Below are 23,150 nucleotides of genomic sequence, written 5' to 3'. Positions count from 1 at the left end.
GATGAAGATCGTCGACGTCCGCACACATCTCCTCGAGCACAGGCTCGCCGTTCCGTTCCAGAGCGCGTCCATGCGCTTTGACCGGCGCGCCCATGTGCTGGTCGAGATTGTTTGTGACGACGGCACGACGGGCTGGGGCGAATGCCTCGGCCCGGCGCGACCGAATGCAGCCGTGGTTGCTGCCTACAGGACCTGGCTGATCGGTGCCAATCCGCTGGAAACCGAAAAAATCTGGGCAACACTTTACAATGCGTTGCGTGACCAGGGCCAACGTGGGCTGACCCTCACCGCCCTGTCCGGCATCGATATCGCGCTGTGGGACATCAAGGGTAAACATTTCAACGCCCCTGTCTCCATCCTGCTCGGCGGGCGCTTCCGCGAAACCGTAAAGGCCTACGCCACCGGCAGTTTCAAGCGCGACGGCGTTGATCGTGTCGAAGACAATGCTACCGATATTGCGGCCTACCGCGCGCAAGGCTTCCATGCCTCGAAGATCAAGGTCGGGTTCGGTATCGAGGAGGACCTGCGGGTGATCAAGGCAGCGCGCGAAGCCGCCGGCGCCGATATGCGCCTGATGGCCGACGGCAATCATGGTTATGGCGTCCTGGAAGCGGTCGAGTTCGGCCGTCGTGCTGCCGAATACGGTCTCGACTGGTTCGAGGAGCCGGTCGTTCCAGAACAGCTTGCAGCCTACCGCGAAGTGCGTGCCAAGCAACCGATCCCGGTTGCCGGTGGCGAAACCTGGCACAGTCGCTGGGGCATGAAAGAGCCGATCGAAACACGTTGTGTCGATATCGTGCAGCCGGATCTGGCAGGCGTCGGCGGCTTCACCGAAGCCAAGCGGGTGGCCGACCTCGCAGCGCTTTATGGCGTGCGTGTCGTTCCGCATGTCTGGGGCACTGCCGTGCATATCGCCGCCGCACTGCAGTTTATCGCCGCCATGGTCCCCGATCCGGTCCGCGTCAATCCGATCGAGCCGATCCTCGAATTCGACCGCACCGACAATCCGTTCCGTCAGGCGGTGATCAAAACCCCGATCGAACATCAGAACGGCGTTGTCGCCATCCCGAATGGTCCAGGCCTTGGCATCGAGATCAACCGCGATGCCCTCGCCGACTTCAAGATGAAGGACGACTGATGACACTCGATCGCCCCCTTTCCGGCCGCAAACCCAAGATCGCGTTCCCGAAGGGGGCGATCGACACCCAGATGCATGCCTATCTGCCGGGCTTTCCCGCGATTGAAGGTGGCCCACCATTGCCGGCCGGCGAATTGCCAAGCCCATCGCAGTACCGCGAATTCATGAAATGGATCGGGATCGACCGGGTCATCGTCACCCAGGGCAATGCGCATCAGCGCGACAACAACAACCTGATCGCCTGCCTGAAGGATTTCGGCAACCTCGCCTGGGGCGTGGCCGCCGTCAACGGTCAGGCAACCGAAGCCGAACTTGATGAACTGGCCGATGCGCGCGTGATCGGCCTACGGATCATGGATCTACCCGGCGGTGGCGTAGACCTGACCCATCTGGAAGATGTCGACGCCATTGCCGCGAGCCGCAACTGGATGCTCGCAGTGCAATTCGACGGGAGCAACATCGTCGACCACGAAGCCCGTCTATCCAGGCTGAAATCACGCTGGGTGCTCGATCATCACGGCAAGTTCTTCTGCGGCGTGACGGCGGACAGCCCGCAGGTGGCAGCCGCAAAACGCCTGATCGATCGCGGCAATTGCTGGTTCAAGTTTGCCGGCGCTTACGAATCGTCAAAGACCGGCGCGCCTGATTTCGCCGATGTGGCTGAGGTTGGCCGCACGATTGCGGCGCACGCGCCCGAACGGATCGTCTGGGGGTCGAACTGGCCGCACAATCTGGCGAAGACACAAGCCGACTATCCCGATGACGCTGCCCTCACCGACACAATTCTTGGCTGGCTGGCCGATGATGCCGCCCGCCGTCTCGCACTCGTGGACAATCCCGAGCAGCTCTTCGGCCTTGAACCAAGGGGGAACAAGGGGACCTGAGAGCCAACCGCCAATCCAGGGAGGTTTTGGCGGATCACTTAAAAGAGGAGGAAGACATGAAAACTGCCGCAATGCTGAGCCTCGCCATGGGGCTGACACTGGGTGCCGGCGCGCTGAATGCACAAGAGATCACCTTGCGTTCCGCCGACATCCATCCTGATGGCTATCCGACCGTAGACGCGGTCAAATATATGGGCGAACTGGTATCCCAGAAAACCAACGGTCGCATCAAGATCCAGGTCATGAACAATGCGGCGCTTGGCGCCGAGAAGGACACGATCGAACAGACCCGTTTCGGCGTGATCGAAATGAACCGCGTCAACAGTGCGCCGTTCAACAATCTGGTGCCGGAAACAGTTGTCTTCGGCCTGCCCTTCCTGTTTCGCGATACCGAGCACATGCACAAGGTCGTCGACGGCCCGATCGGCGATGAAGTGCTCGCTGCTTTCGAGCCGCACGGCCTGATCGGCCTTGCCTTCTACGATTCCGGCGCACGCTCGTTCTATTCGACCAAGAAGCCGATCGAGAAGCTCGCCGACCTCAAGGGCATGAAGGTGCGCGTCCAGCAGTCCGACCTGTGGATCGCGATGATGGAAGCCTTCGGTGCCAACCCGACCCCCATGCCATTCGGCGAAGTCTATTCCTCGCTTGAAACCGGTGTCGTCGATGCCGCCGAAAACAACTGGCCGTCCTACGAATCCTCGCGCCACTTCGAAGTAGCGAAGAACTACACATTGACCGACCACTCCCTGACCCCGGAAATCCTGGTCATCTCCAAGATCACCTGGGACAAGCTGACGCCGGAAGACCAGACCGTCATTCGCGAATCCGCCAAGGAATCCGTCGCCAAGATGCGTGAACTGTGGCAGGCCCGCGAAAAGGCCTCGGAAGAGAAAATCCGTGCGTCCGGTGCCAACATCATCACCGTCGACAAGGCGGAATTCTCCGCGGCGATGCAGCCGGTCTATGACAAGTTCATCACCGATGCGAAGATGAAGGACCTGGTTAAGCGCGTACAGGACGTCAAGTAATCGGAAAGAATCGGCCGCATCGCAAGATGCGGCCGGTTTTCATTCGAGATTGCATTGTGGCCGCCGATCCATGGTGGCTGTGGAGGGAACTATGTTGCGCTTTATGATGGCTGTACGCCCGGGTCTCGCACGCCTTAGCCAATTCTGCCTGTACGTCTCTGGCATCGGCCTAGTCGCGATGACCTTGATCATCGGATGGCAGATCTTTGGTCGCTATATTTTGAACGATACGCCGAGTTGGTCCGAACCGCTGTCGCTGATGTTGATGTCGTGGTTCATCATGCTGGGCTCTGCCGTCGGGGTCCGGGAAAGCGTGCATCTCGGCCTTGATTTCGTCCGTCACGGCGCATCTCCGGCAATCCAGAAGATCATGGACCTGGTCAGCCTCGGCTTGATCGTCCTGTTCGGCATTGCCATGAGCTACTACGGCTTTCTGCTGGCCGCCGGCACATGGACGGCAACCATCCCGGTTCTCGGCCTGCCGGGCGGCGTCGACTTCTTCCCGCTGATCGCCGGCGGCGCCATCATCGCCATCTTTGCCGCCGAGCGCTTCATTGATGTTTCCATCGGCGAGACAATCGCCGCCACCGTTGTTGTGCAGGAGGCTGCGTGATGGCCTATACCGTTCTATTCGGCGTCTTCACCCTGCTGATGATGATCGGCATGCCGATCGCTTTCTGCCTGGGCATAGCATCGCTGGCGACCGTACTTTATATCGGCATACCGCCGATCGTCGTCTTCCAGCAGATGAATTCCGGCATGAACGTCTTTGCCATGATGGCAATCCCGTTCTTCATCTTTGCCGGCGACCTGATGGTCCGCGGCGGCATCGCCAATCGCCTGATCCGCTTTGCCGCCGGCATTGTCGGCCATCTGCGCGGCGGCCTGGGCCAGGTCAACATCGTTGCTTCAACCCTGTTCGGCGGCATTTCCGGATCCGCCGTCGCCGATGCGTCCGCCGTTGGCGGCCTGATGATCCCGCAGATGGCAGCCCGCGGTTACGACCGCAGCTACGCCGTCAACGTCACCGTCAACGCTGCGATCATCGCGCTGATGATCCCGCCCTCGCACAACATGATCCTCTATTCGATTGCCGCCGGCGGCAATGTTTCGGTCGCTGACCTGTTCACCGCCGGTGTCATTCCCGGCATGCTGCTCGCCGCCGCCTTGATGGTCACCGCCTATATCGTTGCGCGGCGCCGCGGTTATCCCTCGGAACCCTTCCCCGGCTTCCAGAAGCTCGGCTACTACTTTCTCGCCTCCCTGCCGGGCCTTCTGCTGATCGGCATCATCTTCGGCGGCGTGCGCTCGGGCATCTTCACGGCGACGGAAAGCTCATGCATCGCGGTTCTCTACGCCTTCCTCGTGGCCATGCTGGTCTATCGCGAACTGAATTGGGATGGCTTTGTCGAAGCCGTGCTGGGAGCTGTGCGGACCACGGCCATGGTCCTGCTGGTCATCGGTACGGCCGCATCCTTCGGCTGGCTGATGTCCTTCCTGCAAGTCCAGACATTGCTGGTCCAGGCCATCAGCGCGGTGTCCGACAATCCGATCATCGTGCTGCTGATGATCAACATCATCCTGCTGCTGCTCGGAACCTTCATGGACATGGCTCCGATGGTGATCATTGCAACACCCGTATTGCTGCCGGTCGTCAAGGCTTTCGGAATCGACCCGGTGCATTTCGGCGTGGTGATGATCCTCAATGCAGGCATAGGCCTCAACACACCACCGGTCGGCACGGTTCTGTTTGTCGGCTGCGCGGTCGGTGGCATCACCATTCGAGAGGCGATGAAAACAATCTGGCCCTTCTTCGGTGCCAGCATCGCGGTTCTGATGGCCGTGACGTACATCCCGGCTCTGTCGCTGTGGCTCCCCAGCCTGTTCAAGTAAGCAAAGCTGCTACCACAGGCATCTCGCGGGGGCTTCGGCCCCCGCCTTTTTTCGCCAGCTGCCAAGGACCTGGCACTTTGCGCAACACCGCTAGGCAAATCGTCAGTTTCACCGATCAAACAGATAGATTATCGCCATTTCGCATAACCTGCCCGCCGGACTAGACTGCCGGGAGATAAAGCTCCAGCACCGGTGGATCATGACAGCACCCAGCCCTTCGGAAAAAGCCTTCGTTCCTTTCGTCAGCGTCGAAAACATGATGCGCCTTGTTCATCATATCGGCATTGAAACGGTCCTCACCGAGCTTACCGACGTCATCGAATCCGACTTCCGCCGCTGGCCGCTCTTTGACAAGACGCCACGGGTGGCCTCCCATTCGCGCGAGGGTGTAATCGAGCTCATGCCGACCTCGGACGGCGAGATCTATGCGTTCAAATATGTCAACGGCCATCCGAAAAACATGGCCCAGGGACTGCAGACTGTCACGGCCTTCGGCCTGCTGGCCGAGGTTTCCACCGGCTATCCGGTTCTGCTCACGGAAATGACGCTGCTGACCGCGCTGCGCACAGCTGCCACATCCGCCATGGCCGCCCGCCATCTGGCGCCCAAGGGTGCAAAGACCATGGCGATGATAGGCAATGGCGCACAGGCAGAATTCCAGGCCCTGGCGATGAAGGCTGTGCTCGGCATCGACAAGATCCGGCTCTATGACATCGACCAGCGGGCCAGCGACAAGGTTGCACGCAATCTGGCAGGCTCGGGGCTGACGGTCACCGTATGCACATCGGCCCAAGCGGCGATCGAGGGTGCCGAGATTATCACCACCTGCACCGCCGACAAGCAGAACGCGACGATCCTGACCGACAACATGGTCGGCGCCGGCGTGCATATCAATGCGATCGGTGGTGATTGCCCGGGCAAGACCGAGCTGCACAGAGACATCCTCAAGCGCGCCGATACCTTTGTCGAATACCCGCCGCAGACGCGCATCGAAGGCGAGATCCAGCAGATGGATCCCGACTATCCGGTGACGGAACTGTGGAAGGTGGTGACCGGAGAGACCATCGGGCGCCGCGAACCAGGCCAGATCACCCTGTTCGACAGCGTCGGTTTTGCCGTCGAGGACTTTTCCGCCCTGCGCTATGTGCGCGCCAAGCTTGAAGGCACCGGCTTCTACCAGGATATCGACATCATCGCCGATCCAGACGATCCGCGTGATCTGTTCGGCATGCTGCAGCGAGCGAAGGACTGAGGTCTGACCTCTGATTGCCGCTACATTGCATCTCGCCTCAGCCTGAAGTCCGACGTTACGTCAGACGGGGTGCGCGTGCCATCAGCCGTGCGTAGGCGATTGCTGACAGCATGTTGACGTGATTGGCCTTGCCGGTTCCGGCAATATCGAAGGCCGTGCCGTGATCGACCGACACGCGGTCGATCGGCAGTCCAAGCGAAACATTGACTGCGGTCTCGAAGGCAACGAGCTTGATCGGGATATGCCCCTGGTCGTGATACTGGGCAATCACCAGATCGAAAGCGCCGTTGTAGGCGCGGGCAAAGACGGTGTCGGCCGAAATCGGCCCGACGACATCGATGCCTTGTGCCTGGGCGAGTTCCACGGCAGGCGCCAGGAATTCAGCGTCTTCGGTGCCAAACAACCCGTTTTCGCCGCAATGCGGGTTGAGGCCGGCGACCGCGATGCGGGCCTTCTTGCCGAGCCGCATGAAATGCCTGTGTCCAGCCTCGATGGTCGCCAGAACACGCGCGGTCGTTGCCCGTTCGATTGCGCCCTTCAGCGAGATATGTGTGGAGACATGAATGGTGTTCAGCCGCTCCGAGGCGAGCAGCATGAATGAGCTTTTCGAGCCGGTCAGATGGGCAAGCAGACCCGTGTGGCCGTCGTGATGATGGCCGGCAAGGTTCATCGCTTCCTTGTTGATCGGTGCCGTGACGATGACATCGGCCTGACCGCTCATGGCAAGTTCGACGGCGCGGGTGATGTAGCGGACAGAAGCTTCGCCGGCGATCGGGCTGACCTTGCCGATCTCCGGTAGGGGCGCATCAAGCGCCACTTCGTCCACGGCTACCGCATCCACATTGCCCTCCGCCTCCAGACCGTATCTAAGGCCAGCGCCGGTCGCCTTGTCGGCACGCTCGAGCGCTTCGATATTGCCGACGATCACGAAATCGCGGCGTTCCTCGGACCTCATGCTCGCCAAGGCCTTGACGATGACTTCAGGGCCGACACCGGCAGGATCGCCCAGCGTGACTGCCACTTTCGGATTGCGCGCCATGGTCATGCTTCCTTCTTCAAAAAATCGGCTCAGTAGGCTGCCTGGTAGATTGTCAAAATATCGGCCTGGCTGAGGTCGCGCGGATTGTTGTCGAGCAGACGGCGGATTGCAAAGGCGTCGCTTGCCATGATCGCAAGATCATCCGCGTCCACCCCCAGACCCGACAGGGTCATTTCAATGCCGAGGTCGGCACAGAAGGCGTAAGCCGCATCAAAGACAGCGCCGACGTCATGTTTCCCCTCATATCCGAGCGCCTGCATGACGGCTTGCGTCTTCACCGGTACGGTCGGTGTGTTAAAGGCGAGGACATGCGGGAAAATCAATGCATTGGCCGCGCCATGCGGCACATGCCAGCGTGTGCCGAGCGGATAGGCAAGCGCATGGCCGCCGGCCGTATTGACCGGGCCGAGACAAAACCCTCCATAAAGCGACGCCAGCGCCAGACCGGAGCGGGCTTCGGCATCTGCGCCATCACGCACGGCGCGGGCCAGATAACGCCCGACAAGCCTTGTACCCTCCTGTGCATACAGATCGATTGCCGGATGTGCCTTGCGGTTGGTGAAGGCCTCGACACAATGCGCCATGGCATCGACACCAGTCGCCGCCGTCACCTTTGCCGGCACGCTGAACGTGAAAGCAGGATCGATCACCGCTATGTCGGCCAGCATGTGCAGACTTTCGACGGCGAGCTTTGCCTTTGTCGCCGGATCGGTCACCAACGCGCGAATACCTGCCTCGCTGCCGGTTCCAGCGGTGGTCGGCACCTGTGCCAGCGCAACGCGGCGTGGCCCGTCGACCTTGTTGGGGCCGACCACATCGCGGAGGCTCTGCGACGAGCCGACCAGAACCGCGGCCAGCTTGGCCAGATCCATGGCGCTGCCGCCACCAAAACCAACGATCAGTTGGGCGTTTGCGGCGTTTGCGGCGGTCAGAACCCTGTCAAGATTGTCGGTGTCCGGTTCGGGCTTCACCTCGCCGAACACCGTAACATGCCCCGGCAATTCGAGCGCATCGACGCGACCCGCGTTAAACGCATCGGAAATCACCAATGTGTGCGCAAAGCCTTTGTCTGCCGCCCATTTTCCGAGTTTTGCCGCCGTTCCCACGCCGAATTCGATCAGATGCGGACGAACGATTGTGATCGGCGCTTCAAGGCTTGCCATCGAACATTCCTCCCAGAATAGCCGCTGACAAGCGGCTCCAATTTGTAAAGTTGTTATTGCGCGGGAGGCGACCAAGCAGGACGTCTGACCGCGGCACGCCGGGCATCAGATCTCTTTGCCGGCTGGGATGCGGACATATTTGATCGCGCGGCGGAAATAGGTATAGGCCACATGCAGCGTGCCATCCGGTCCCTCGACGATCGAGGGATAGGAGAACTCGCGATTGAACGACAGCTGCGAATTGTTGCTGAGGCAGTAGCCGTCGCCTGTATCGAGATCGACATGCTCGAGGAAGCTCATGCCGTCGTCATAGGAAAAAGCCAGCGACAGCGGTGCGCGGGGAACGCCCCACACCGCCCGCGGGCCATCATAAGTGCCGGCAACTGCCGCCTCATCCATCTCGTCTCCCGCCTCGCCCTCGATCTCGTCATAGAGCGAGTGCCGTCGCTGGTCTGAACTCGCAGCGTTTGAATGATTGTAGACAATTGCAATCGAACCATTCTTCAGATCGATCGCCTGGATCGAGGAATTGTTGTTCGGCAGCACGGTCGGTTGCGGCGGGCTCCAGTTGCGGCCATCGTCGTCGGACCAGCAGTGCAGGATCTGCTCTGCGTACCGATTGCGGAAAAAGGCGGTCATCCGCCCATCGCCGCGGGGCACGATGTTCATATGCACGGCACCGTAGCTCTCTGGCACGTCTGTCAGGCTCCAGGTCTTCCCATTGTCCTCAGACACCAAGACGCCCGCCGTATCGGCATCGCCGGTCCAGCGTTGGCCGGGCAGCGAGCGGCACAAAAAGACTGGCAGGAGCCAGTCTCCAGCGGCATTCACGATCACAGGCTGGCGCACGAACGTCCCGGGCAGATCGCACAGAATGCGTGGCTCACCGAAGTGTTTGCCGCCATCCGACGAGATCCGACACTTTACAACTGCTCCATCCTGATTGCCCGAAACCTGAGACGTATAAATCAGCCAGATATTGTCGTCTGGAGCATTGAAAACAATAGGATTTTGTTCTGATTTGCTGGAATCTTCGGTCATTTTTTCCGGAATGGACCAAGCGGTCGAGCCAGGCGCCAGTCGCGACATGTAAATCGAGATATCGCCCATGCCTTCCATGGTTCCGCCAAACCAAACGCAGGTCAGGGTACCATCGTCGAGAAATGCCAGGTTCGCGGCGTGATTTTGCACCGTCGGCGAAGCAAGGAAAGCCTCCTGCCACCCCTCACGGTGGGGATGCGCCGTCAACATGCCCGTCATGCGCGCCGGAACATCCTCGGGCGCCAGTTCTGTCGGCGCGGTCAATGCGGACATAGTATCCATCCTCACGGCAAAGCGTTGAAACTCTTGGAGAGACTGGCAAAGTGGACGTCGGAAAGCGGCATCAAGGGTGCACGCGTCCGCCGCCAGCCTGCTTCTCCGGTTTTCAGCTCGACCATCGCCTTGATCGTCGGGATCTGCACATAGGAATTGGAGAGCGTGCGATAGGCGTTGATCCGCGCCTGCGCCGCCTCGACAGAGCCAGTCTCGCCGGCCTCTGCTACCTTATCATAGATTGTGCGAAGTGACCCAGCGACGAGGTTGGATGTTGCCGTAATACAGCCGGCACCCCCTGCCTTGAGCAGGGGCAGCAGCAGCGGATCGGCGCCAGCAAGTACGGAAAAACCCGGGAACGTTTCAACAAGCGACTGCATGTTATTGAAATCGCCGGCCGAATCCTTGATACCGACGATCTGGTCTGGAAAAGCTTCTATCAACCGGCCGATCAGGTCCTGGCTGAGCGGCACGCCGGAAACCTGTGGGATGTGATAGAGGATGACCTGCAGATCAGGATTGGCAATACCCTCGATGATCCGGGCATAAGCGGCAAATAACCCGTCATCCGAAACGCCCTTGTAGTAAAAGGGCGGCAGCATGACGACCTTGCGCACGCCGTTGGACAGTGCATGTCTGGTCAATTCGATCGTATCGGATGAGGCGACGACGCCCGTACCCGGCAAAAGTGCGTCACCTGGTACACCCGCCTTCAACGCAGCTTCCAGAATGGCGAACCGCTCGCGCATCGAGAAGGAATTAGCCTCGCCCGTCGTGCCCAGCAAAGCCACGCCATGGCAACCTTCGGAAAGCAGGCGCTGGCAGTGACCCGTGAACCGGGCAAGATCCGGCTCACCCTGCTCGGTGATCGGAGTGGTCGCTGCGCAAAATACGCCTGTAATCTTGTGAACCTTCATCTCCGCCCTCCTCCGGCGAAAAACTGGCGCCGATCCGTAATCGGCGCGCCCTAAAAAGCGTCGGTTGACAAAATTTGTCAACAACAGTTTCCGTTCATAAAGTTTGATTTTCCACCATCATATTGATTATATGACATATTTTTCTCATCATCCGGAAAGACGAACAAGAAATCGACCTTCTCGATTGACATATTTACAATAACATCGCAGTGTCCGTCATCCCGGCGATGGCTCGAACGGCCTTGCCCCTCGGAGGAGGCTGCCGGTGATGGGAGATCAAAGGGAGGAGACGGAATGACTGACGGTAACGTTGGAACACTCGGCGCGGGTCTGTCGCGTCGCGAGGCATTGAAACTGGGCTTGGCGGCCGGCGTGAGCTTCACGCTTCTGGGCGTCAGCGCAAAGATCGTCCAGGCAGCGGGAGAGCAGATCCTCAAGATCGCCCATCCGACCTTCAGCCAGGACTGGTCGCCCCTGCGCGGTGGTGGACCGCCCTTCCGCTGGAATTCCCTGTGGTGGGCCTCGCCGATGTATTTCGACGGTGACGGCAAGATCAATCCGTATGTCTTCACCAGCTGGGAAACGACGGACAACAAGGTCTGGACATTCAAGCTCGATCCGAAGGCAACCTTTTCCGATGGCAGCAAGATCACCTCGGCTGACGTGCAGGCATCCTGGAACGTGGCAGCCATGCCCAATACCAAAAACCAGCGCGCCGATCAGGTCCTGTCGAAGGTAGCGGGCTTTGCCGATCTGACCGGCGGCACTGCCAAGGAACTGTCGGGTGTGGCCACCCCGGACGAAGGCACCGTTGTCGTCACGCTTTCGGACATCGATCCGATCTTCTTCATGCGTCTTGCCAATCACATCGTCCCGATCGCCAAGGCATCTCAGGTGCGTGGCGAAGACGGCGAGGAAGTCGCTGACTGGTACATGCCGGCCAATGACACGGTCTATTCCGGACCATTCAAGCTGGTCGAGATCGATCTCGACGCGGGCACGCTTGCCTTTGAACCGAACGAGAATTTCTTCGGACCGAAGCCGAAACTTGCCCGCATCGAGTTGTCGTCGATCGAAGACAATGTCACGGCGACATCGCTTTTGAACTCCGGTGAATACAATGCCCATACCGAACTGATCACCTCGACGATCATCAAGGATCTGGGTGCGGACTTCTCGTCCGGTCCGACCATTCCGACAAGCCAGCATTTCTGGTTCAACACGGCGCGTGCGCCGATGGACGATCCGAAGGTGCGCCAGGCGCTGATCATGGCCGTCGACCGCGAAGGGCTGATCAAGGCATCCTATCCGGACGGCCCGCACAAGAAGACGGATCAGGTGCTGAACTCGGTTCCCGGTGCGGACGGTTCCGGCTTCGAGCCTTTCCCCTATGATCCAGAGGCTGCCAAGAAGCTTTTGTCGGAATCCAGTTATGGCGGCCCCGAGCGTCTTCCTAAACTGCTGTTTGTCGGCGTATCGGGCCCGGCCATCGAGGCTGCCGCCCAGTATATCGCCGAGCAATGGCGGCAGAACCTCGGCATTACCGCCGTGGATATGAAGCCGCAGCAGGATGCCTATGCCGGTCCCGACCAGAACGCCGTGCAGATCTTCCGTGATGACGTCGGCACGCGCGTTCCCGACGCCGTCTCCTATCTCGCCGGCTCGATCGCCTCGACCTCGTCGAATGCCCAGAACAAGATGGGCGGCTACAAGAATGACAAGGTCGACAGCCTGCTGACGGAGGCTGCCTCCAAGGCAGCGGACGACCCGCAGCGTGTCGCCCTTGCGCAGGAAGCCCAGAAAGCCTTCCGCGAGGATTGGGCCTTTATCCCCTGGTATGCCCAGACGATGTCGCGCTGGGCCGTCGCAGAGGTCAAGGGCATCGACAAGAACCTCGACTGGCAGGTTGTCGCTCCCTGGGAGATCTCCATCGGCTGACGGTTCTGGCGGACCGCTGTCAGCGACAGATTTGACGCGTACCGGGGCCATCAGGCCCCGGTACATTCTGGAGGAATAAAGGGCAGTCCGCAGCCTTGGCAGGCGGCCATGAGACCCGAACAAGAGATGGGAGGCACCGTTGCTTCGCTACGTGCTCACGCGTTTCGCCATCTGGATCCCGTCCGTGCTGCTTGTCATGCTGGCGGTCTATGCTCTGGCCTTTTATGGCGCAGGCGATCCGATCAAGCTGATCTTTCTGAGGGCGCCCGGCGATGTCGCCTATAATCCGGCCAAGATCGAGGCCATTCGCGAGAGTGCTGGCCTCAACCGGCCGTTTCTCGAACAGTTTGCCAGCTATGTCCTCAACCTGCTGCAAGGCAAGTTCGGCAATTCGCTGACGTCTGGCCGCTCGGTCTGGGCGATGGTGTCGGCGGCTGCCCCCGTCTCCTTAAAGCTTGCACTCTGTTCGATCGCGCTCACCGCCATCGTCGCCATTCCACTTGGCATGATAGCAGCGCTGAAGCAGAATTCCCGTCTCGACTATATCATTCTCGGCACGGCGCTGTTTCTCTGGGCCATTCCAGCCTATGTCGCCGGCCCCCTGCTGATGGTCGGCCTGATCTTGCTCTTTCCCGGCGCCGACGTGCCTTACGGCTGGGGCGGCATCTTCGATGTGCGCATCCTGCTGCCCTTGCTGGTCCTGTCCTTCCAGCCGATCGCGCTGATCGTGCGCCAGACGCGGGCCGCCGTGATCGAGGTGCTGTCGGAGGATTTTGTCCGCACCGCCCGCGCCAAGGGCGTTCCGGAAGTGATCGTCGCCATCCGCCATATCCTGCGTCCCGTCCTGACGCCGGTCGTCACCCAGCTCGGCCTGATCATGATCACCATCGTCAACGGGGCGATCTTCGTCGAACTGGTCTTCGGCCTTCCCGGCCTTGGCCGTCTGACCGTGCAGGCGCTGATCAATTCCGACTATCCGGTGATCCTTGCCATCACGTTGATCGGCTCCTTCCTGGTGATGATCTCCAATCTCCTGGTCGATGTTCTCTATCCGATGCTCGACCCACGCGCCCACGACACCACGAGGAGCCGCTGATATGTCGACCCTATCGGCCCCGCCGCTTGCAAAATCTCATGATGAACCTGCCGTCAGCCTGTGGCGAGACGCCTGGTACCGGCTGAAGCGCAACAAGCTTGCCGTCTTTGGCCTGGCCATGGTCATGCTTCTGGCCTTCACCGCGCTTTTTGGTCCGATGCTGACGCCGTACGACTATCTCAGCCAGAGCCTTGAGAGCCGGAACCTGGCGCCGTCGCTGTCTCATCTGTTCGGCACGGATGATCTGGGGCGCGACGTCTTCAGCCGCGTCGTCTATGGCACACGCACGGCCTTTCTCGTCGCCGTCATCGTTACGTTCATCGCCGTCCTGATCGGGGTCACGCTCGGCGCCATCGCCGGTTTCTTCGGCGGTGCCTGGGACCGGATCATCATGTGGCTCACGGACATGACCATGTCTGTGCCCAATCTCCTGCTTGTTGTCGTCATCAATGCTTCGCTCAAGACACCCATCGCGACATGGATGGAAAGCCGCTACATGGCGACACTCAATCCATTCTACCGCGAAACGGTGTGGATCGATTTCCTCCTCGTCTTCGGCTCGATGGCACTTATCTCCTGGCCTCCTTATGCGCGCCTGGTCCGTGCCCAGGTCCTGTCGATACGCTCGCGCCCCTATGTGACCGCCGCCCAGGCGCTGGGCCTGACCAACTGGATCATCATCCGCCGCTATATCGTGCCGAACTCGCTCGGACCGCTGATCGTCTCGGTCAGCGCCGGCCTCGGTACCGCCATGGTGCTGGAAAGCGCGTTCTCGTTCCTCGGCGTCGGTGTCAACCCACCCACACCCAGCTGGGGCAACATGATCTCCGATGGCTTGCGCGTCTGGCAGCACTATCCGCATCTTCTGGCAGCCCCTGCAGCCGTTCTCGGCCTGGCATCCGTCGCCTTCAGCTTCCTCGGTGACGGTCTGAACGACGCGCTCAATCCGCGAGGCAACAAATGACCGAGCTCAAAAGCATGATCCCACTTCTCGATGTTCGCGGCCTGACGATCGATATCGATGGCCGCAACGGTCCGGCCACCGTGGTCGATGGCATCGACCTGCATGTCAATCGCGGCGAAACGCTGGGCGTGGTCGGGGAATCCGGCTGCGGCAAGAGCCTGACAATGCTCTCCCTGATGCGGTTGCTGCCGAACAAGATCAAGGTCACCCAGGGCACCGCCATGTTCGACGGCCGTGACCTGCAGACCATGTCGAACAGGGAGCTGCGCAAGGTTCGCGGCGGCGACATCGGCTTTGTTTTCCAGGACCCGATGACCTCGCTCAATCCGGTCATGCGCATCGGCGATCAGATCTGCGAGCCGTTGCGCTATCACAGCGGCATGAACAAGCATGAGGCAAAAACCCGCGCCATCGAACTCTTGCGCCTCGTCGGCATCCCTGGCCCCGAACAGCGCTTGCTGGCCTATCCGCACGAATTGTCAGGCGGCATGCGCCAGCGGGTGATGATCGCGATTGGCCTTGCCTGCAATCCGAAACTGCTGATTGCCGACGAACCTACCACCGCGCTCGATGTGACAATTCAGGCGCAAATCGTCGACCTGGTCAAGGATCTGCGCACCAAGCTCGGCATGTCGATCGTCTGGATCACCCATGACCTAGCGCTGATTGCCGGCCTCGCCGATCGTGTCGTCGTGCTGTATGCCGGTACCGTCGTCGAGGATGCGCCGGTCGACACGCTCTACAGCAAACCACTGCATCCCTATACACAAGGGCTGCTCGCCTCGATCCCGCAGATCGGTCATGCCGCCACCAGCCGGCTGAGCTCGATTGGCGGAACGCCTCCCGAACCCGGTCGCCGACCAGCAGGGTGCCCCTTTGCACCCCGCTGTCCGCAGGCCATGGCCATTTGCCGCGAACGGGTTCCACGTCTCGAATATGCCAATGAAACAGACGGCCACCGCGTTGCCTGTTTCGCAGCGCAAACTGCGAAGGAGGCCGCATGATGACCGGCGAACCACTGCTCAGGATTGAGAATCTGGTCAAGCACTTCCATGTGCGGCTCGGCGCCTTCGGCGAACGCGAAGCGACCGTGCATGCCCTTGACGACATCGATCTCGACATCATGCAGGGCGAGACGCTGAGCCTTGTCGGCGAATCTGGTTGCGGCAAGTCAACGACCGGTTTCACCATCCTCAATCTCTACCGTGCAACCAGCGGCAAGATTCTCTACAAGGGCCAGGATCTCTCCAAGCTGAACGAAGATCAGATGCGACCATTCCGTCGCGACCTGCAGATCGTTTTCCAGGATCCCTATTCAACGCTCAACCCGCGCATGACCGTTGGCGAAGCGATCAGCGAACCGATGCTGTTTCACAAGCTGGCAACCAAGGCCCAGCTGAAGGACAAGCTGGATTCGCTGCTTTCCGATGTCGGATTACCGACCCGATTTGCCCAGCGCTATCCGCATGAGCTGTCCGGCGGTCAACGCCAGAGGGTCGTCATAGCCAGGGCCCTTGCCTGCCAGCCGAAGTTCATTGTCTGCGACGAGGCAATTTCAGCACTCGACGTTTCGATCCAGGCGCAGATCATCAATCTTCTGCTCGATCTGCAGGACAAATACGGCCTGACCTATCTGTTCATCGCGCATGACCTGGCTGTGGTCCGCCATATCTCGACCCGCGTCGGGGTCATGTATCTGGGCCGCCTCGCCGAGCTTGCACCACGCGACGAGATATTCGCCAATCCCTTGCATCCCTATACCCGCGCTCTTCTGTCGGCCGTGCCGGAAATCGATCCGGCGCATGAACGGACCCGCCAGCGCCAGATCCTGCAGGGCGATGTGCCGAGCCCGCTTGATCCGCCGACCGGCTGTCGTTTCCATACCCGCTGCCCGATTGCCATGGATGTCTGCCGGACTGACGTTCCGGCCTGGCGCGAAGCGCGGCCTGGTCACAAGGTTGCCTGCCACGCCGTTCCCGTGGAGGTTCATGCATGACGCTCAAGGCCGCGATCCTTGCCGATGATCTGACGGGTGCCCTCGATACCGGCACTCCATTTGTTCAAAACGGTTTGAAGGTCGCGGTCGCGGTTTGCTGCGAAGGCCTGGACAAGGCGATTGCGACAAACCCGGACGTGCTGGTGGTCAACACAGCATCACGAGCACTGTCACCACGCGAAGCCGCCAGTCGCGTTGGCGATATCGCTGCCCGGCTGAAAGCACATTCACCAGACCTGGTGATGAAAAAAATCGATTCCCGGCTGAAGGGCAATGTGGCTGCCGAAACGCTGGCCGTTGCCGATGCGCTTGGCCGTCGCCGCATTGTCATCTGCCCGGCAATTCCCGACCAGCAGCGCCTGACCCGCGATGGCCATGTCGTCGGCCGCGGCGTCGATCAGCCGATATCGATCGCCGCCCTGTTCGGCCAGACATCTGTCACGATCTGTGATGTCGAAAGCGCTGCCGACCTCGACAAGATCGCCGATACGCAAGACTGGCAAAATGGGCTTGCTGTCGGCGCACGCGGCCTTGGCCTCGCTTTGGCCAAGCGGATCGGCACTGGCGCAATCGGTTCCGCGCAGTCATCGACCCTGACACTGACCGAGCAGACACTTTTCGCCTTTGGTTCACGTGATCCCATCACTGTTTCGCAGATGAACCGGCTTGATCGACAGGATCGTCTCGCCGTGCTCGCGGATGCGCCACATGGTCAACTTGACGATCTTGATGCGCCCCTGCGCCTCCCTGCATTGCTACGTTGCACCGGCGATATCCGCGAGGATGGCACGATGGTCGCGGAGCGATTTGCCGAAGGCGTACGCAAAGTGGTGGCCACCAGCCACATCGAGATGCTGATGATCGGCGGCGGCGACACGGCGCTTGCCGTTCTCACCGCACTCGGCATAGATGTGCTCTTCCCGATGGGAGAAGTCGAGCCCGGAATTCCCTGGTTCGAGGTGACGTTGCAGGACGGCAAGGGCCTGCGATGTGCCGTCAAATCGGGAGGGTTCGGGACCGTCGACAGCCTGATTGCAGTGTTGCCGGCCAAACCGGATCAGAAATCGACGGACAGCAAGGAGACCTCCATTGGCCGAAGCTAGCGACGCTGTACTCAATACAGTTGTGACACCGGCAAAGCCCGAGCGTGTCAAACCGGTCAAGCTGGTCGATCGCGTCTTCGACCAGTTGATGGAGCGCATCCGCGCCGGCAATTATCCAGCGGATTCCCGCCTGCCCGGCGAACATGAATTGTCTTCGATGCTGGGCGTATCCCGGCCTGTCGTGCGTGACGCCCTTGCGCGCCTGAGAGAACAGGGCATTGTCTACGCCCGGCAGGGTGCCGGTACATTTGTCAGCGCCCAAGGCTCGTCTTCCGCCCAGCTGTCCTACTCCCCGGTCAAGACGATCGCCGACATCCAGCGCTGCTACGAATTCCGTCTGACCATCGAACCTGCCGCCGCCTATTTTGCCGCCAAGCGCCGAGATGAAACCGCGATCCAGAAGATTGCCGCGGCTCTGGCCGAATTGCGCGAAGCGACAAGTCATCAGCTGCATCGCACCGACGCGGACTTCGTCTTTCACCGTGCCGTGACCGAGGCTGCGAACAATCACTATTACACAGCCTCGCTGGACGCCTTGAAGGCGCATATCGCCGTCGGCATGCATTTACACGGTCTGTCCCTGCTCGGTCCCAAACTCGGCCTCGAAAAGGTGTATGAAGAACACAACACGATTTACCGTGCCATTGCCGAAGGGCGGGCCGAAGATGCCAAGAGCGCCATGCTGAAACATCTGGAAGGATCTCGTGATCGTCTGTTCGAAGGCCGCGCGCTCGATCTCTCTATCTAGTTGATCGATACGTGCCCAACTCCTTGAATTTGCCCGGTAACAACTGTCGCCATGACCTCAAGGACACGGTAGCGTCTATGCTCAAGGATTTGCGTAGAGGATTTCCTCGGCTTCCTCGAGCTCCATCTGCATGACCCGCCGGCCCAGTTCGAAACCGAAACCATTGCGGGCGAACGAGGAAAATTCCTTTGCGCGCTGCTTTTCATCCGCCTCGCCTTTGCGAAACGGACCGAAAGCGCGCTTGCGGGCAAGAACGACGGCTGCACGCAGATCGTCAGCCTCATCTAGCACGGTTGCGACGATCTCCCGATCGACGCCCTTTTCCTGGAGCTTGCGAGCGATTGCCCGTTTGGACTTGCCGCTGCGTGCCGCAGAACTGGAGCGGATTTCCGCATAGGCCTGATCGTCGAGCACCTTCATGTCACGGCCAAACCCAACCGCGAACGCACCGAGCGCCCTAAGTTGCGCCTCGGAAATCCCTTCAAACTTCTCTTTGGCCTTGCGAATAATTGCGTCGGACAATTCACGCTCTGTCATCATGCGTTTTGCCAGACGGTAGGCGGCGGAATTGCGAGCCCAGGACAGCATTCTGGTCGTGGGCACCTCAATCTCATCCGCCGGGCTCGTCATCGCATCCATCAAATCATACTACCGAAACGCCGCGCTGGCGAAAAGGCCGCCACACATGCCCGTCAACTTTCGTTGACAGCTGTCAACGTTTGCATGTCATCGGCTGCCGCCGTCACTGTCCGCCCGGCGTTCATTCCGTTTGTCGCTCAAGCGCCTGCAGCATCGGATAGACACTGAATGCCGATTTCTCAGCCTTGCGGGTCAAGTCGCGCAGGTAACCACCCGGCGAGCGGATCTCATCGGCACGCTCCAGCATGATCGCTACAACAATTGATGCTGCCTGTTCGCCCATCGCAGCCTTGGCTTTCTGCCAGGCATCAGGCGAAACGCCGAGCATGGAGCGAACCAGATCGGCCGCGCGGATCAAATCCTGCCATCCGCTCATGCCGCCGCGGGCATAATCGGCGATTTGCGGGCAAATCCGCTTCATCCGCTCGAGACTGACCGCCATCTTGCGGTTTGGTGCCAATGTCGGCTCCACCGGCGCTGCCTTGTCTATGACTCTTTGGCCTTCTAATTCAAATGGTAGGTCTGTATTTGAATTCTGTATATGACGCTCGTTATGGTCGTCATTGCCGCTCATTTCTTCTTCAGAAAGTGATGAAAGATAAGCATTTTCCACCTTTGTCCTGAATACGATGAGTTTGTTCCGCAGGGCTGCAAGCAAGGCTGGATCGTAGCCGCGCGGGAGGCTGCCGAAAGACATCTCCTGGAACTCTGTTGCAATGTCCGCCCAGCCGCCTTGGCGGCCCTCTTCCAAGGCCGTGGTGATGATCTTGGAGATATCGCGCAGATGCAGTGTCACCTCGGAGCGCTGTGCGCGGATCATACGCGCCTGGGCGCGCGCCTGCTCTGCCAGAGACAGGATCTCGGACGACTTAAGCGCTAGCGGCGCTAGGTCGAAACCAAATGCATCCTCGACGACACCATTGTCGTCCCGGCGGCAGAAGCGCTTGCCGTTGGCACTGTCGCGGCGAAACAACAGGCCTGCCTCGACCAGTGCCGTCAGATGCCGCCTGATCGTTGCCGGCGCCATGCCCCTTGCCCTCAGCGACAGTTCGCGATTGGACGGAAAGACAATGATCGGATTGGCGCCATCAAGCACACGCTCAGTGGTAAAGCTGACCAGCGCTTCCAAAAGACCTATCGCCCTGTCGCTCAGGCCAAAATGATCACGCGCTTCGGTCAATGCTCGAATGAGCTGCCACTTGTCGCTAGCGCCTCTGTCATTGCCGCCGTCACCGGCGCGCAGTTTCTCTTGCCTCTCAGCGACTGATGCCTGGCGGGCAAAAAGCCGCGCAGTCATCCGACCGCCGCCAAAAGGCGTCGTTGCCAGTCTCTCCACCATGATCAGGTCCTCTGTGAGGAGCCAAGGCGGACCCGAACACCATGAAATTTGGCAATAGTTTCAATATTCGGACTCGACATCGCTGTCGCCGACTCTTGACTTTGCCCGCTGGAAGTGATTCTCTCGGATTGCTACATAGGAGAGGGGCTTCCGGAACGTCAGGTTTTGGGGGCCTTTTTCTTGTCTCCGCGCTTCCTTTCTTGGGTTTCGCGATGTTTCACCAAGCATCGGACGGGAATTTCAGATCCCGTTCCCAACGCTCACCGTTGCAAATCAGTCGGTTGCCGAAGCAGCCCGCGTCAGTTGCCTGTTTCCTTCGCCTTCAGATGTGCCGCATAGGCCTCGCTCACATGCGCCGAAAGCGCATCGATGAAGGCCTGATCCACATCCTTGGCAAAATCAATCTTGACCGCCCTACCCTGGCGTTTGTAGGCGGCAAAAACACGACCGCCGGGCGCCAGCAACTGGTCCGGCTCCGGCTTATGCGCACCTGTATTGCGGGCCAGGCGGGCAAACAGCTGCTCAAAACGGCGATCAGTCTCGGCTTCCTTGAACGCCGCGACCTTGATCTCGTCCTGGGCTTTTTCATTGCCAGCCGGGCGGGCATAGAGCTCGACAAGTTTCATCCAGCGATCGCGGCCGGCTTTCGGGGCCGGTCCGATGGCGCGAACGATGTGCTCCGGAATGCCTTCGGCAACCTGGATGAGGCGCGAGAGTTCGGATTTCTGCACCGAAAGCGCGTCGCCTATCAGCTTGCGGTCAAACCCTCTGGTCACCAGCGTCTGAGCGAACACGGCGCGCTCGATAAACGATAGATTGCGCCGTTCGGCATTTTCCTTGCCCTGGGCCAGCACCAGTTCGTCATCGGAGAGTGCGCGAACCAGAGCCTTGACCTCGATGCCCAGGGATTGGGCAGCGCGCATGCGCCGATGGCCATAGGCGACCTGATAACGGCCGTCATCGTCAGGATGCGGACGCACCAGGATTGGCACCTGCTGGCCACTTTCGCGCATGCTTTCGACAAGTTCGATAAACTGCGGGTCGTTGACTTCGCCCTGGCTCAGGCGGTCAGAGATGAACGAGGCATCCACACGCGCGGTGTCGAGCGAGATCACCCGCTCGCCCTCTTCGAGAGCCTGGCGAAGCTGGCGTGCCTCTTCGGCCTCGCGCGCGATCGACGAGAGCGAAAGGCCCATAGCCTTGACGGCTCCCGATGCGCTGCGCGCCGGCGCTGCATTCGTTTCTGTCTGTCCCGAAGGCGTCTCATTGGCCTGACCGGTCGGCGCCGGGGCAGTTGTCGGCGCCGCGGATTTGGTTTCCGGCGCCGGGGTCAGCGCCTCGCCAAACAGGGCCTTGATCGAATTCTTGCGGTCGCGTCCTGTCGTCATGCCGGCCGCCCCCATGCTGCGTGGATAAGGGCTTCCACTTCCGAATTCACCGCGTCGAGCGATTCCATTGCCCGGTCATAGGTGCCGCGGGAGAAATTCTCCCTTCCGACCTCGTAAAGCGTCTGCTTGGTCAGGCCGGCATCCGAGACGGCGGTCGACTTCAGCATCGGTGCTGTCAGAACCCGCTCCCCGAACAGCGAGCGCAGGAAGCCGACAATCTGCGTCTGCGGCCCGTCATGCGGTTCGACGCGGGTGACGAGGTAGCGCAGAAAGTCGAAATTCAGCTGGCCACCGGCCTCGCGCACCACCGCCAAGAGGTCTGAAGTCATGAACAGGAACTGGCTCATCGACGCCACATCGAGCATCTGCGGATGTACGGTGACCAGAACCGAGGTCGAGGCGCAGAGTGCCGACAGGGTCAGATAGCCCAGCTGCGGCGGGCAATCGATGATCACGACATCATAGTCATCGGCGACCGTGGCGAGTGCCGCCTGAACGCGGGTGAAGAATAGCGAATGTGTATCGCCCGCCCGACGTTCGGCGAGCGCCCGCGGCGTTGCGTGCTCGAATTCTTGCAGCTCTAGATTGCCTGGCAGGAGATCGAGATTGTGGAAATAGGTCTTGCGGATGATGTCCTTCAGCGGCCGCACTTCGCCATCATAGCGAATTGCCCCATAGATCGTGTCATTGCCGACGAGATCGAGTTCCGGCTGGTAACCGAAGAGTGCCGAAAGCGAAGCCTGCGGATCGAGGTCAACGGCCAGCACCCGGTGACCGGTCATGGCCAGATATTGCGCCAGATGTACGGATGACGTCGTCTTGCCCGAGCCGCCCTTGAAGTTGGTCACGGAGATGATCTGCAGATGTTCGCCACGGGCCGGATCGCGCCACTTCACGTAGGAGCGCGCCTTGGCCTCATTGCCCTTGGCGCGGGCCTGGTCTGCGAGGAAATGGCGAAGCGCATCAATATCGGAAAGCGAGTAATACCGGCGTCCGCCGGAGCCGACTTTCGGCTGCGGACCTTCTCCAGCCAGCGACAGCTGGCGCAGATAGCCGTCCGACACGCCAATCAGGCGCGCCGCCTCGCCCGAGGTGAACGAGCGCAGTGTCTTTTGCGATGTCGGCGGAAACAGCCGCTCACGCATCGCTTTCAATTGGGCCGAAAGCGCCTGGGCGTCTTCAGCAATGGTCTCGTCGGCAGGGCGCAATGAAATTGCCTCTTCCTGGGTTGCCGTGATCGATGGACTGCCCATCAGACCTTCTCCATTGTCTCGTAGCGCATCCGACAACGTCGCGGCCCTCATGGTG

21 protein-coding genes are annotated in these 23,150 nt (G+C 60.2%); 13 read left to right on the top strand and 8 right to left on the bottom strand.

Annotated elements, in window-relative coordinates; genetic code table 11:
• The first annotated feature begins 1 nt into the window (after position 1).
• The 6 genes from GVK95_RS10050 to GVK95_RS10025 all read left to right on the top strand — a co-directional run bounded on the left by GVK95_RS10050 (position 2) and on the right by GVK95_RS10025 (position 6,198).
• Positions 2-1,138 carry a mandelate racemase/muconate lactonizing enzyme family protein gene (locus GVK95_RS10050; protein ID WP_159949068.1) on the top strand — a complete coding sequence of 379 codons (1,137 nt, stop codon included), beginning with the start codon at positions 2-4 and terminating at the stop codon, positions 1,136-1,138.
• A complete protein-coding gene (locus GVK95_RS10045; protein WP_159949066.1) occupies positions 1,138-2,022 on the top strand; it encodes an amidohydrolase family protein in 885 nt (294 codons plus the stop codon). Before GVK95_RS10050 ends, GVK95_RS10045 begins: the two co-directional genes overlap by 1 nt.
• A 56-nt stretch (positions 2,023-2,078) precedes the next feature.
• The gene (locus GVK95_RS10040; RefSeq protein ID WP_159949064.1) at positions 2,079-3,053 is read left to right on the top strand and encodes a TRAP transporter substrate-binding protein; all 975 of its coding nucleotides are present in this window, start codon (positions 2,079-2,081) and stop codon (positions 3,051-3,053) included.
• 91 nt (positions 3,054-3,144) lie between these two features.
• Positions 3,145-3,666: a TRAP transporter small permease gene (locus tag GVK95_RS10035; RefSeq protein ID WP_159949062.1), complete on the top strand. Its 522-nt coding sequence runs from the start codon at positions 3,145-3,147 to the stop codon at positions 3,664-3,666.
• Positions 3,666-4,946, top strand: coding sequence for a TRAP transporter large permease (locus tag GVK95_RS10030; RefSeq protein ID WP_159949060.1), 1,281 nt, complete (start codon positions 3,666-3,668; stop codon positions 4,944-4,946). Before GVK95_RS10035 ends, GVK95_RS10030 begins: the two co-directional genes overlap by 1 nt.
• Before the next feature lie 199 nt (positions 4,947-5,145).
• Positions 5,146-6,198: an ornithine cyclodeaminase gene (locus GVK95_RS10025; protein WP_159949058.1), complete on the top strand. Its 1,053-nt coding sequence runs from the start codon at positions 5,146-5,148 to the stop codon at positions 6,196-6,198.
• A 55-nt stretch (positions 6,199-6,253) separates the two neighbouring features.
• Here GVK95_RS10025 and pdxA read toward each other — a convergent pair whose 3' ends face one another.
• The 4 genes from pdxA to GVK95_RS10005 form a co-directional block, all read right to left on the bottom strand.
• Complete coding sequence (pdxA, locus tag GVK95_RS10020; RefSeq protein WP_159949515.1) at positions 6,254-7,237, bottom strand: 4-hydroxythreonine-4-phosphate dehydrogenase PdxA; 984 nt, start codon at positions 7,235-7,237, stop codon at positions 6,254-6,256.
• A 29-nt stretch (positions 7,238-7,266) separates the two neighbouring features.
• Positions 7,267-8,400: an iron-containing alcohol dehydrogenase gene (locus tag GVK95_RS10015; protein WP_159949056.1), complete on the bottom strand. Its 1,134-nt coding sequence runs from the start codon at positions 8,398-8,400 to the stop codon at positions 7,267-7,269.
• Positions 8,401-8,505: 105 nt separating this feature from the next.
• Entirely contained in the window at positions 8,506-9,714 is a 1,209-nt protein-coding gene (locus tag GVK95_RS10010; RefSeq protein ID WP_159949054.1) for an exo-alpha-sialidase, read from the bottom strand.
• An 11-nt stretch (positions 9,715-9,725) separates the two neighbouring features.
• On the bottom strand, positions 9,726-10,631 hold the full coding sequence (locus GVK95_RS10005; RefSeq protein ID WP_159949052.1) for a dihydrodipicolinate synthase family protein: 906 nt from the start codon (positions 10,629-10,631) through the stop codon (positions 9,726-9,728).
• A 294-nt stretch (positions 10,632-10,925) separates the two neighbouring features.
• Here GVK95_RS10005 and GVK95_RS10000 point away from each other — a divergent pair, with 294 nt between their 5' ends.
• The 7 genes from GVK95_RS10000 (at position 10,926) to GVK95_RS09970 (ending at position 18,476) form a co-directional block, all read left to right on the top strand.
• On the top strand, positions 10,926-12,569 hold the full coding sequence (locus GVK95_RS10000) for an ABC transporter substrate-binding protein (RefSeq protein WP_159949050.1): 1,644 nt from the start codon (positions 10,926-10,928) through the stop codon (positions 12,567-12,569).
• Between the two features lie 139 nt (positions 12,570-12,708).
• On the top strand, positions 12,709-13,665 hold the full coding sequence (locus tag GVK95_RS09995; protein ID WP_159949048.1) for an ABC transporter permease: 957 nt from the start codon (positions 12,709-12,711) through the stop codon (positions 13,663-13,665).
• A 1-nt stretch (position 13,666) separates the two neighbouring features.
• Positions 13,667-14,629 (top strand): ABC transporter permease, encoded by a 963-nt coding sequence (locus GVK95_RS09990; RefSeq protein WP_159949046.1) that lies wholly within the window; start codon positions 13,667-13,669, stop codon positions 14,627-14,629.
• On the top strand, positions 14,626-15,633 hold the full coding sequence (locus GVK95_RS09985) for an ABC transporter ATP-binding protein (RefSeq protein ID WP_159949044.1): 1,008 nt from the start codon (positions 14,626-14,628) through the stop codon (positions 15,631-15,633). The genes GVK95_RS09990 and GVK95_RS09985 overlap by 4 nt, the downstream gene beginning before the upstream one ends.
• On the top strand, positions 15,633-16,625 hold the full coding sequence (locus GVK95_RS09980; RefSeq protein ID WP_159949042.1) for an ABC transporter ATP-binding protein: 993 nt from the start codon (positions 15,633-15,635) through the stop codon (positions 16,623-16,625). Before GVK95_RS09985 ends, GVK95_RS09980 begins: the two co-directional genes overlap by 1 nt.
• Entirely contained in the window at positions 16,622-17,728 is a 1,107-nt protein-coding gene (locus GVK95_RS09975) for a four-carbon acid sugar kinase family protein (RefSeq protein WP_159949040.1), read from the top strand. The genes GVK95_RS09980 and GVK95_RS09975 overlap by 4 nt, the downstream gene beginning before the upstream one ends.
• Positions 17,715-18,476: a FadR/GntR family transcriptional regulator gene (locus tag GVK95_RS09970; RefSeq protein ID WP_159949038.1), complete on the top strand. Its 762-nt coding sequence runs from the start codon at positions 17,715-17,717 to the stop codon at positions 18,474-18,476. Before GVK95_RS09975 ends, GVK95_RS09970 begins: the two co-directional genes overlap by 14 nt.
• 81 nt (positions 18,477-18,557) lie before the next feature.
• On the opposite strand, the gene recX is transcribed toward GVK95_RS09970, so the two are convergent.
• The 4 genes from recX to repA form a co-directional block, all read right to left on the bottom strand.
• Positions 18,558-19,115 carry a recombination regulator RecX gene (recX, locus tag GVK95_RS09965; RefSeq protein WP_159949036.1) on the bottom strand — a complete coding sequence of 186 codons (558 nt, stop codon included), beginning with the start codon at positions 19,113-19,115 and terminating at the stop codon, positions 18,558-18,560.
• Positions 19,116-19,236: 121 nt separating this feature from the next.
• Positions 19,237-20,454, bottom strand: a complete 1,218-nt coding sequence (repC, locus tag GVK95_RS09960) for a plasmid replication protein RepC (RefSeq protein ID WP_159949034.1) — start codon at positions 20,452-20,454, stop codon at positions 19,237-19,239.
• A 299-nt stretch (positions 20,455-20,753) separates the two neighbouring features.
• Positions 20,754-21,842, bottom strand: coding sequence for a plasmid partitioning protein RepB (gene repB, locus GVK95_RS09955; RefSeq protein ID WP_159949032.1), 1,089 nt, complete (start codon positions 21,840-21,842; stop codon positions 20,754-20,756).
• Positions 21,839-23,095, bottom strand: a complete 1,257-nt coding sequence (gene repA, locus GVK95_RS09950) for a plasmid partitioning protein RepA (protein ID WP_159949030.1) — start codon at positions 23,093-23,095, stop codon at positions 21,839-21,841. Before repA ends, repB begins: the two co-directional genes overlap by 4 nt.
• Between the last annotated feature and the right edge of the window lie 55 nt (positions 23,096-23,150).

It is taken from the genome of Rhizobium sp. 18065 (genome assembly GCF_902706095.1).
Lineage (GTDB): Bacteria > Pseudomonadota > Alphaproteobacteria > Rhizobiales > Rhizobiaceae > Allorhizobium.
The sequence above is the reverse complement of the archived record's forward strand: the minus strand, read 5'-3'. Positions and strand labels throughout refer to the sequence as shown.

Excerpts from the sequence above, each read along its gene's own strand:
- repB (WP_159949032.1), bottom strand. The coding sequence starts at position 21,842 with ATGACGACAGGACGCGACCGCAAGAATTCGATCAAGGCCCTGTTTGGC.
- GVK95_RS10050 (WP_159949068.1), top strand. The coding sequence starts at position 2 with ATGAAGATCGTCGACGTCCGCACACATCTCCTCGAGCACAGGCTCGCC.
- GVK95_RS10025 (WP_159949058.1), top strand. The coding sequence starts at position 5,146 with ATGACAGCACCCAGCCCTTCGGAAAAAGCCTTCGTTCCTTTCGTCAGC.
- GVK95_RS10040 (WP_159949064.1), top strand. The coding sequence starts at position 2,079 with ATGAAAACTGCCGCAATGCTGAGCCTCGCCATGGGGCTGACACTGGGT.
- GVK95_RS10015 (WP_159949056.1), bottom strand. The coding sequence starts at position 8,400 with ATGGCAAGCCTTGAAGCGCCGATCACAATCGTTCGTCCGCATCTGATC.
- GVK95_RS09980 (WP_159949042.1), top strand. The coding sequence starts at position 15,633 with ATGACCGGCGAACCACTGCTCAGGATTGAGAATCTGGTCAAGCACTTC.
- GVK95_RS09985 (WP_159949044.1), top strand. The coding sequence starts at position 14,626 with ATGACCGAGCTCAAAAGCATGATCCCACTTCTCGATGTTCGCGGCCTG.
- repA (WP_159949030.1), bottom strand. The coding sequence starts at position 23,095 with ATGGGCAGTCCATCGATCACGGCAACCCAGGAAGAGGCAATTTCATTG.
- GVK95_RS09990 (WP_159949046.1), top strand. The coding sequence starts at position 13,667 with ATGTCGACCCTATCGGCCCCGCCGCTTGCAAAATCTCATGATGAACCT.
- GVK95_RS10000 (WP_159949050.1), top strand. The coding sequence starts at position 10,926 with ATGACTGACGGTAACGTTGGAACACTCGGCGCGGGTCTGTCGCGTCGC.
- GVK95_RS09975 (WP_159949040.1), top strand. The coding sequence starts at position 16,622 with ATGACGCTCAAGGCCGCGATCCTTGCCGATGATCTGACGGGTGCCCTC.
- GVK95_RS10045 (WP_159949066.1), top strand. The coding sequence starts at position 1,138 with ATGACACTCGATCGCCCCCTTTCCGGCCGCAAACCCAAGATCGCGTTC.
- GVK95_RS10010 (WP_159949054.1), bottom strand. The coding sequence starts at position 9,714 with ATGTCCGCATTGACCGCGCCGACAGAACTGGCGCCCGAGGATGTTCCG.
- GVK95_RS10030 (WP_159949060.1), top strand. The coding sequence starts at position 3,666 with ATGGCCTATACCGTTCTATTCGGCGTCTTCACCCTGCTGATGATGATC.
- GVK95_RS10035 (WP_159949062.1), top strand. The coding sequence starts at position 3,145 with ATGTTGCGCTTTATGATGGCTGTACGCCCGGGTCTCGCACGCCTTAGC.
- recX (WP_159949036.1), bottom strand. The coding sequence starts at position 19,115 with ATGGATGCGATGACGAGCCCGGCGGATGAGATTGAGGTGCCCACGACC.
- repC (WP_159949034.1), bottom strand. The coding sequence starts at position 20,454 with ATGGTGGAGAGACTGGCAACGACGCCTTTTGGCGGCGGTCGGATGACT.
- pdxA (WP_159949515.1), bottom strand. The coding sequence starts at position 7,237 with ATGGCGCGCAATCCGAAAGTGGCAGTCACGCTGGGCGATCCTGCCGGT.
- GVK95_RS10005 (WP_159949052.1), bottom strand. The coding sequence starts at position 10,631 with ATGAAGGTTCACAAGATTACAGGCGTATTTTGCGCAGCGACCACTCCG.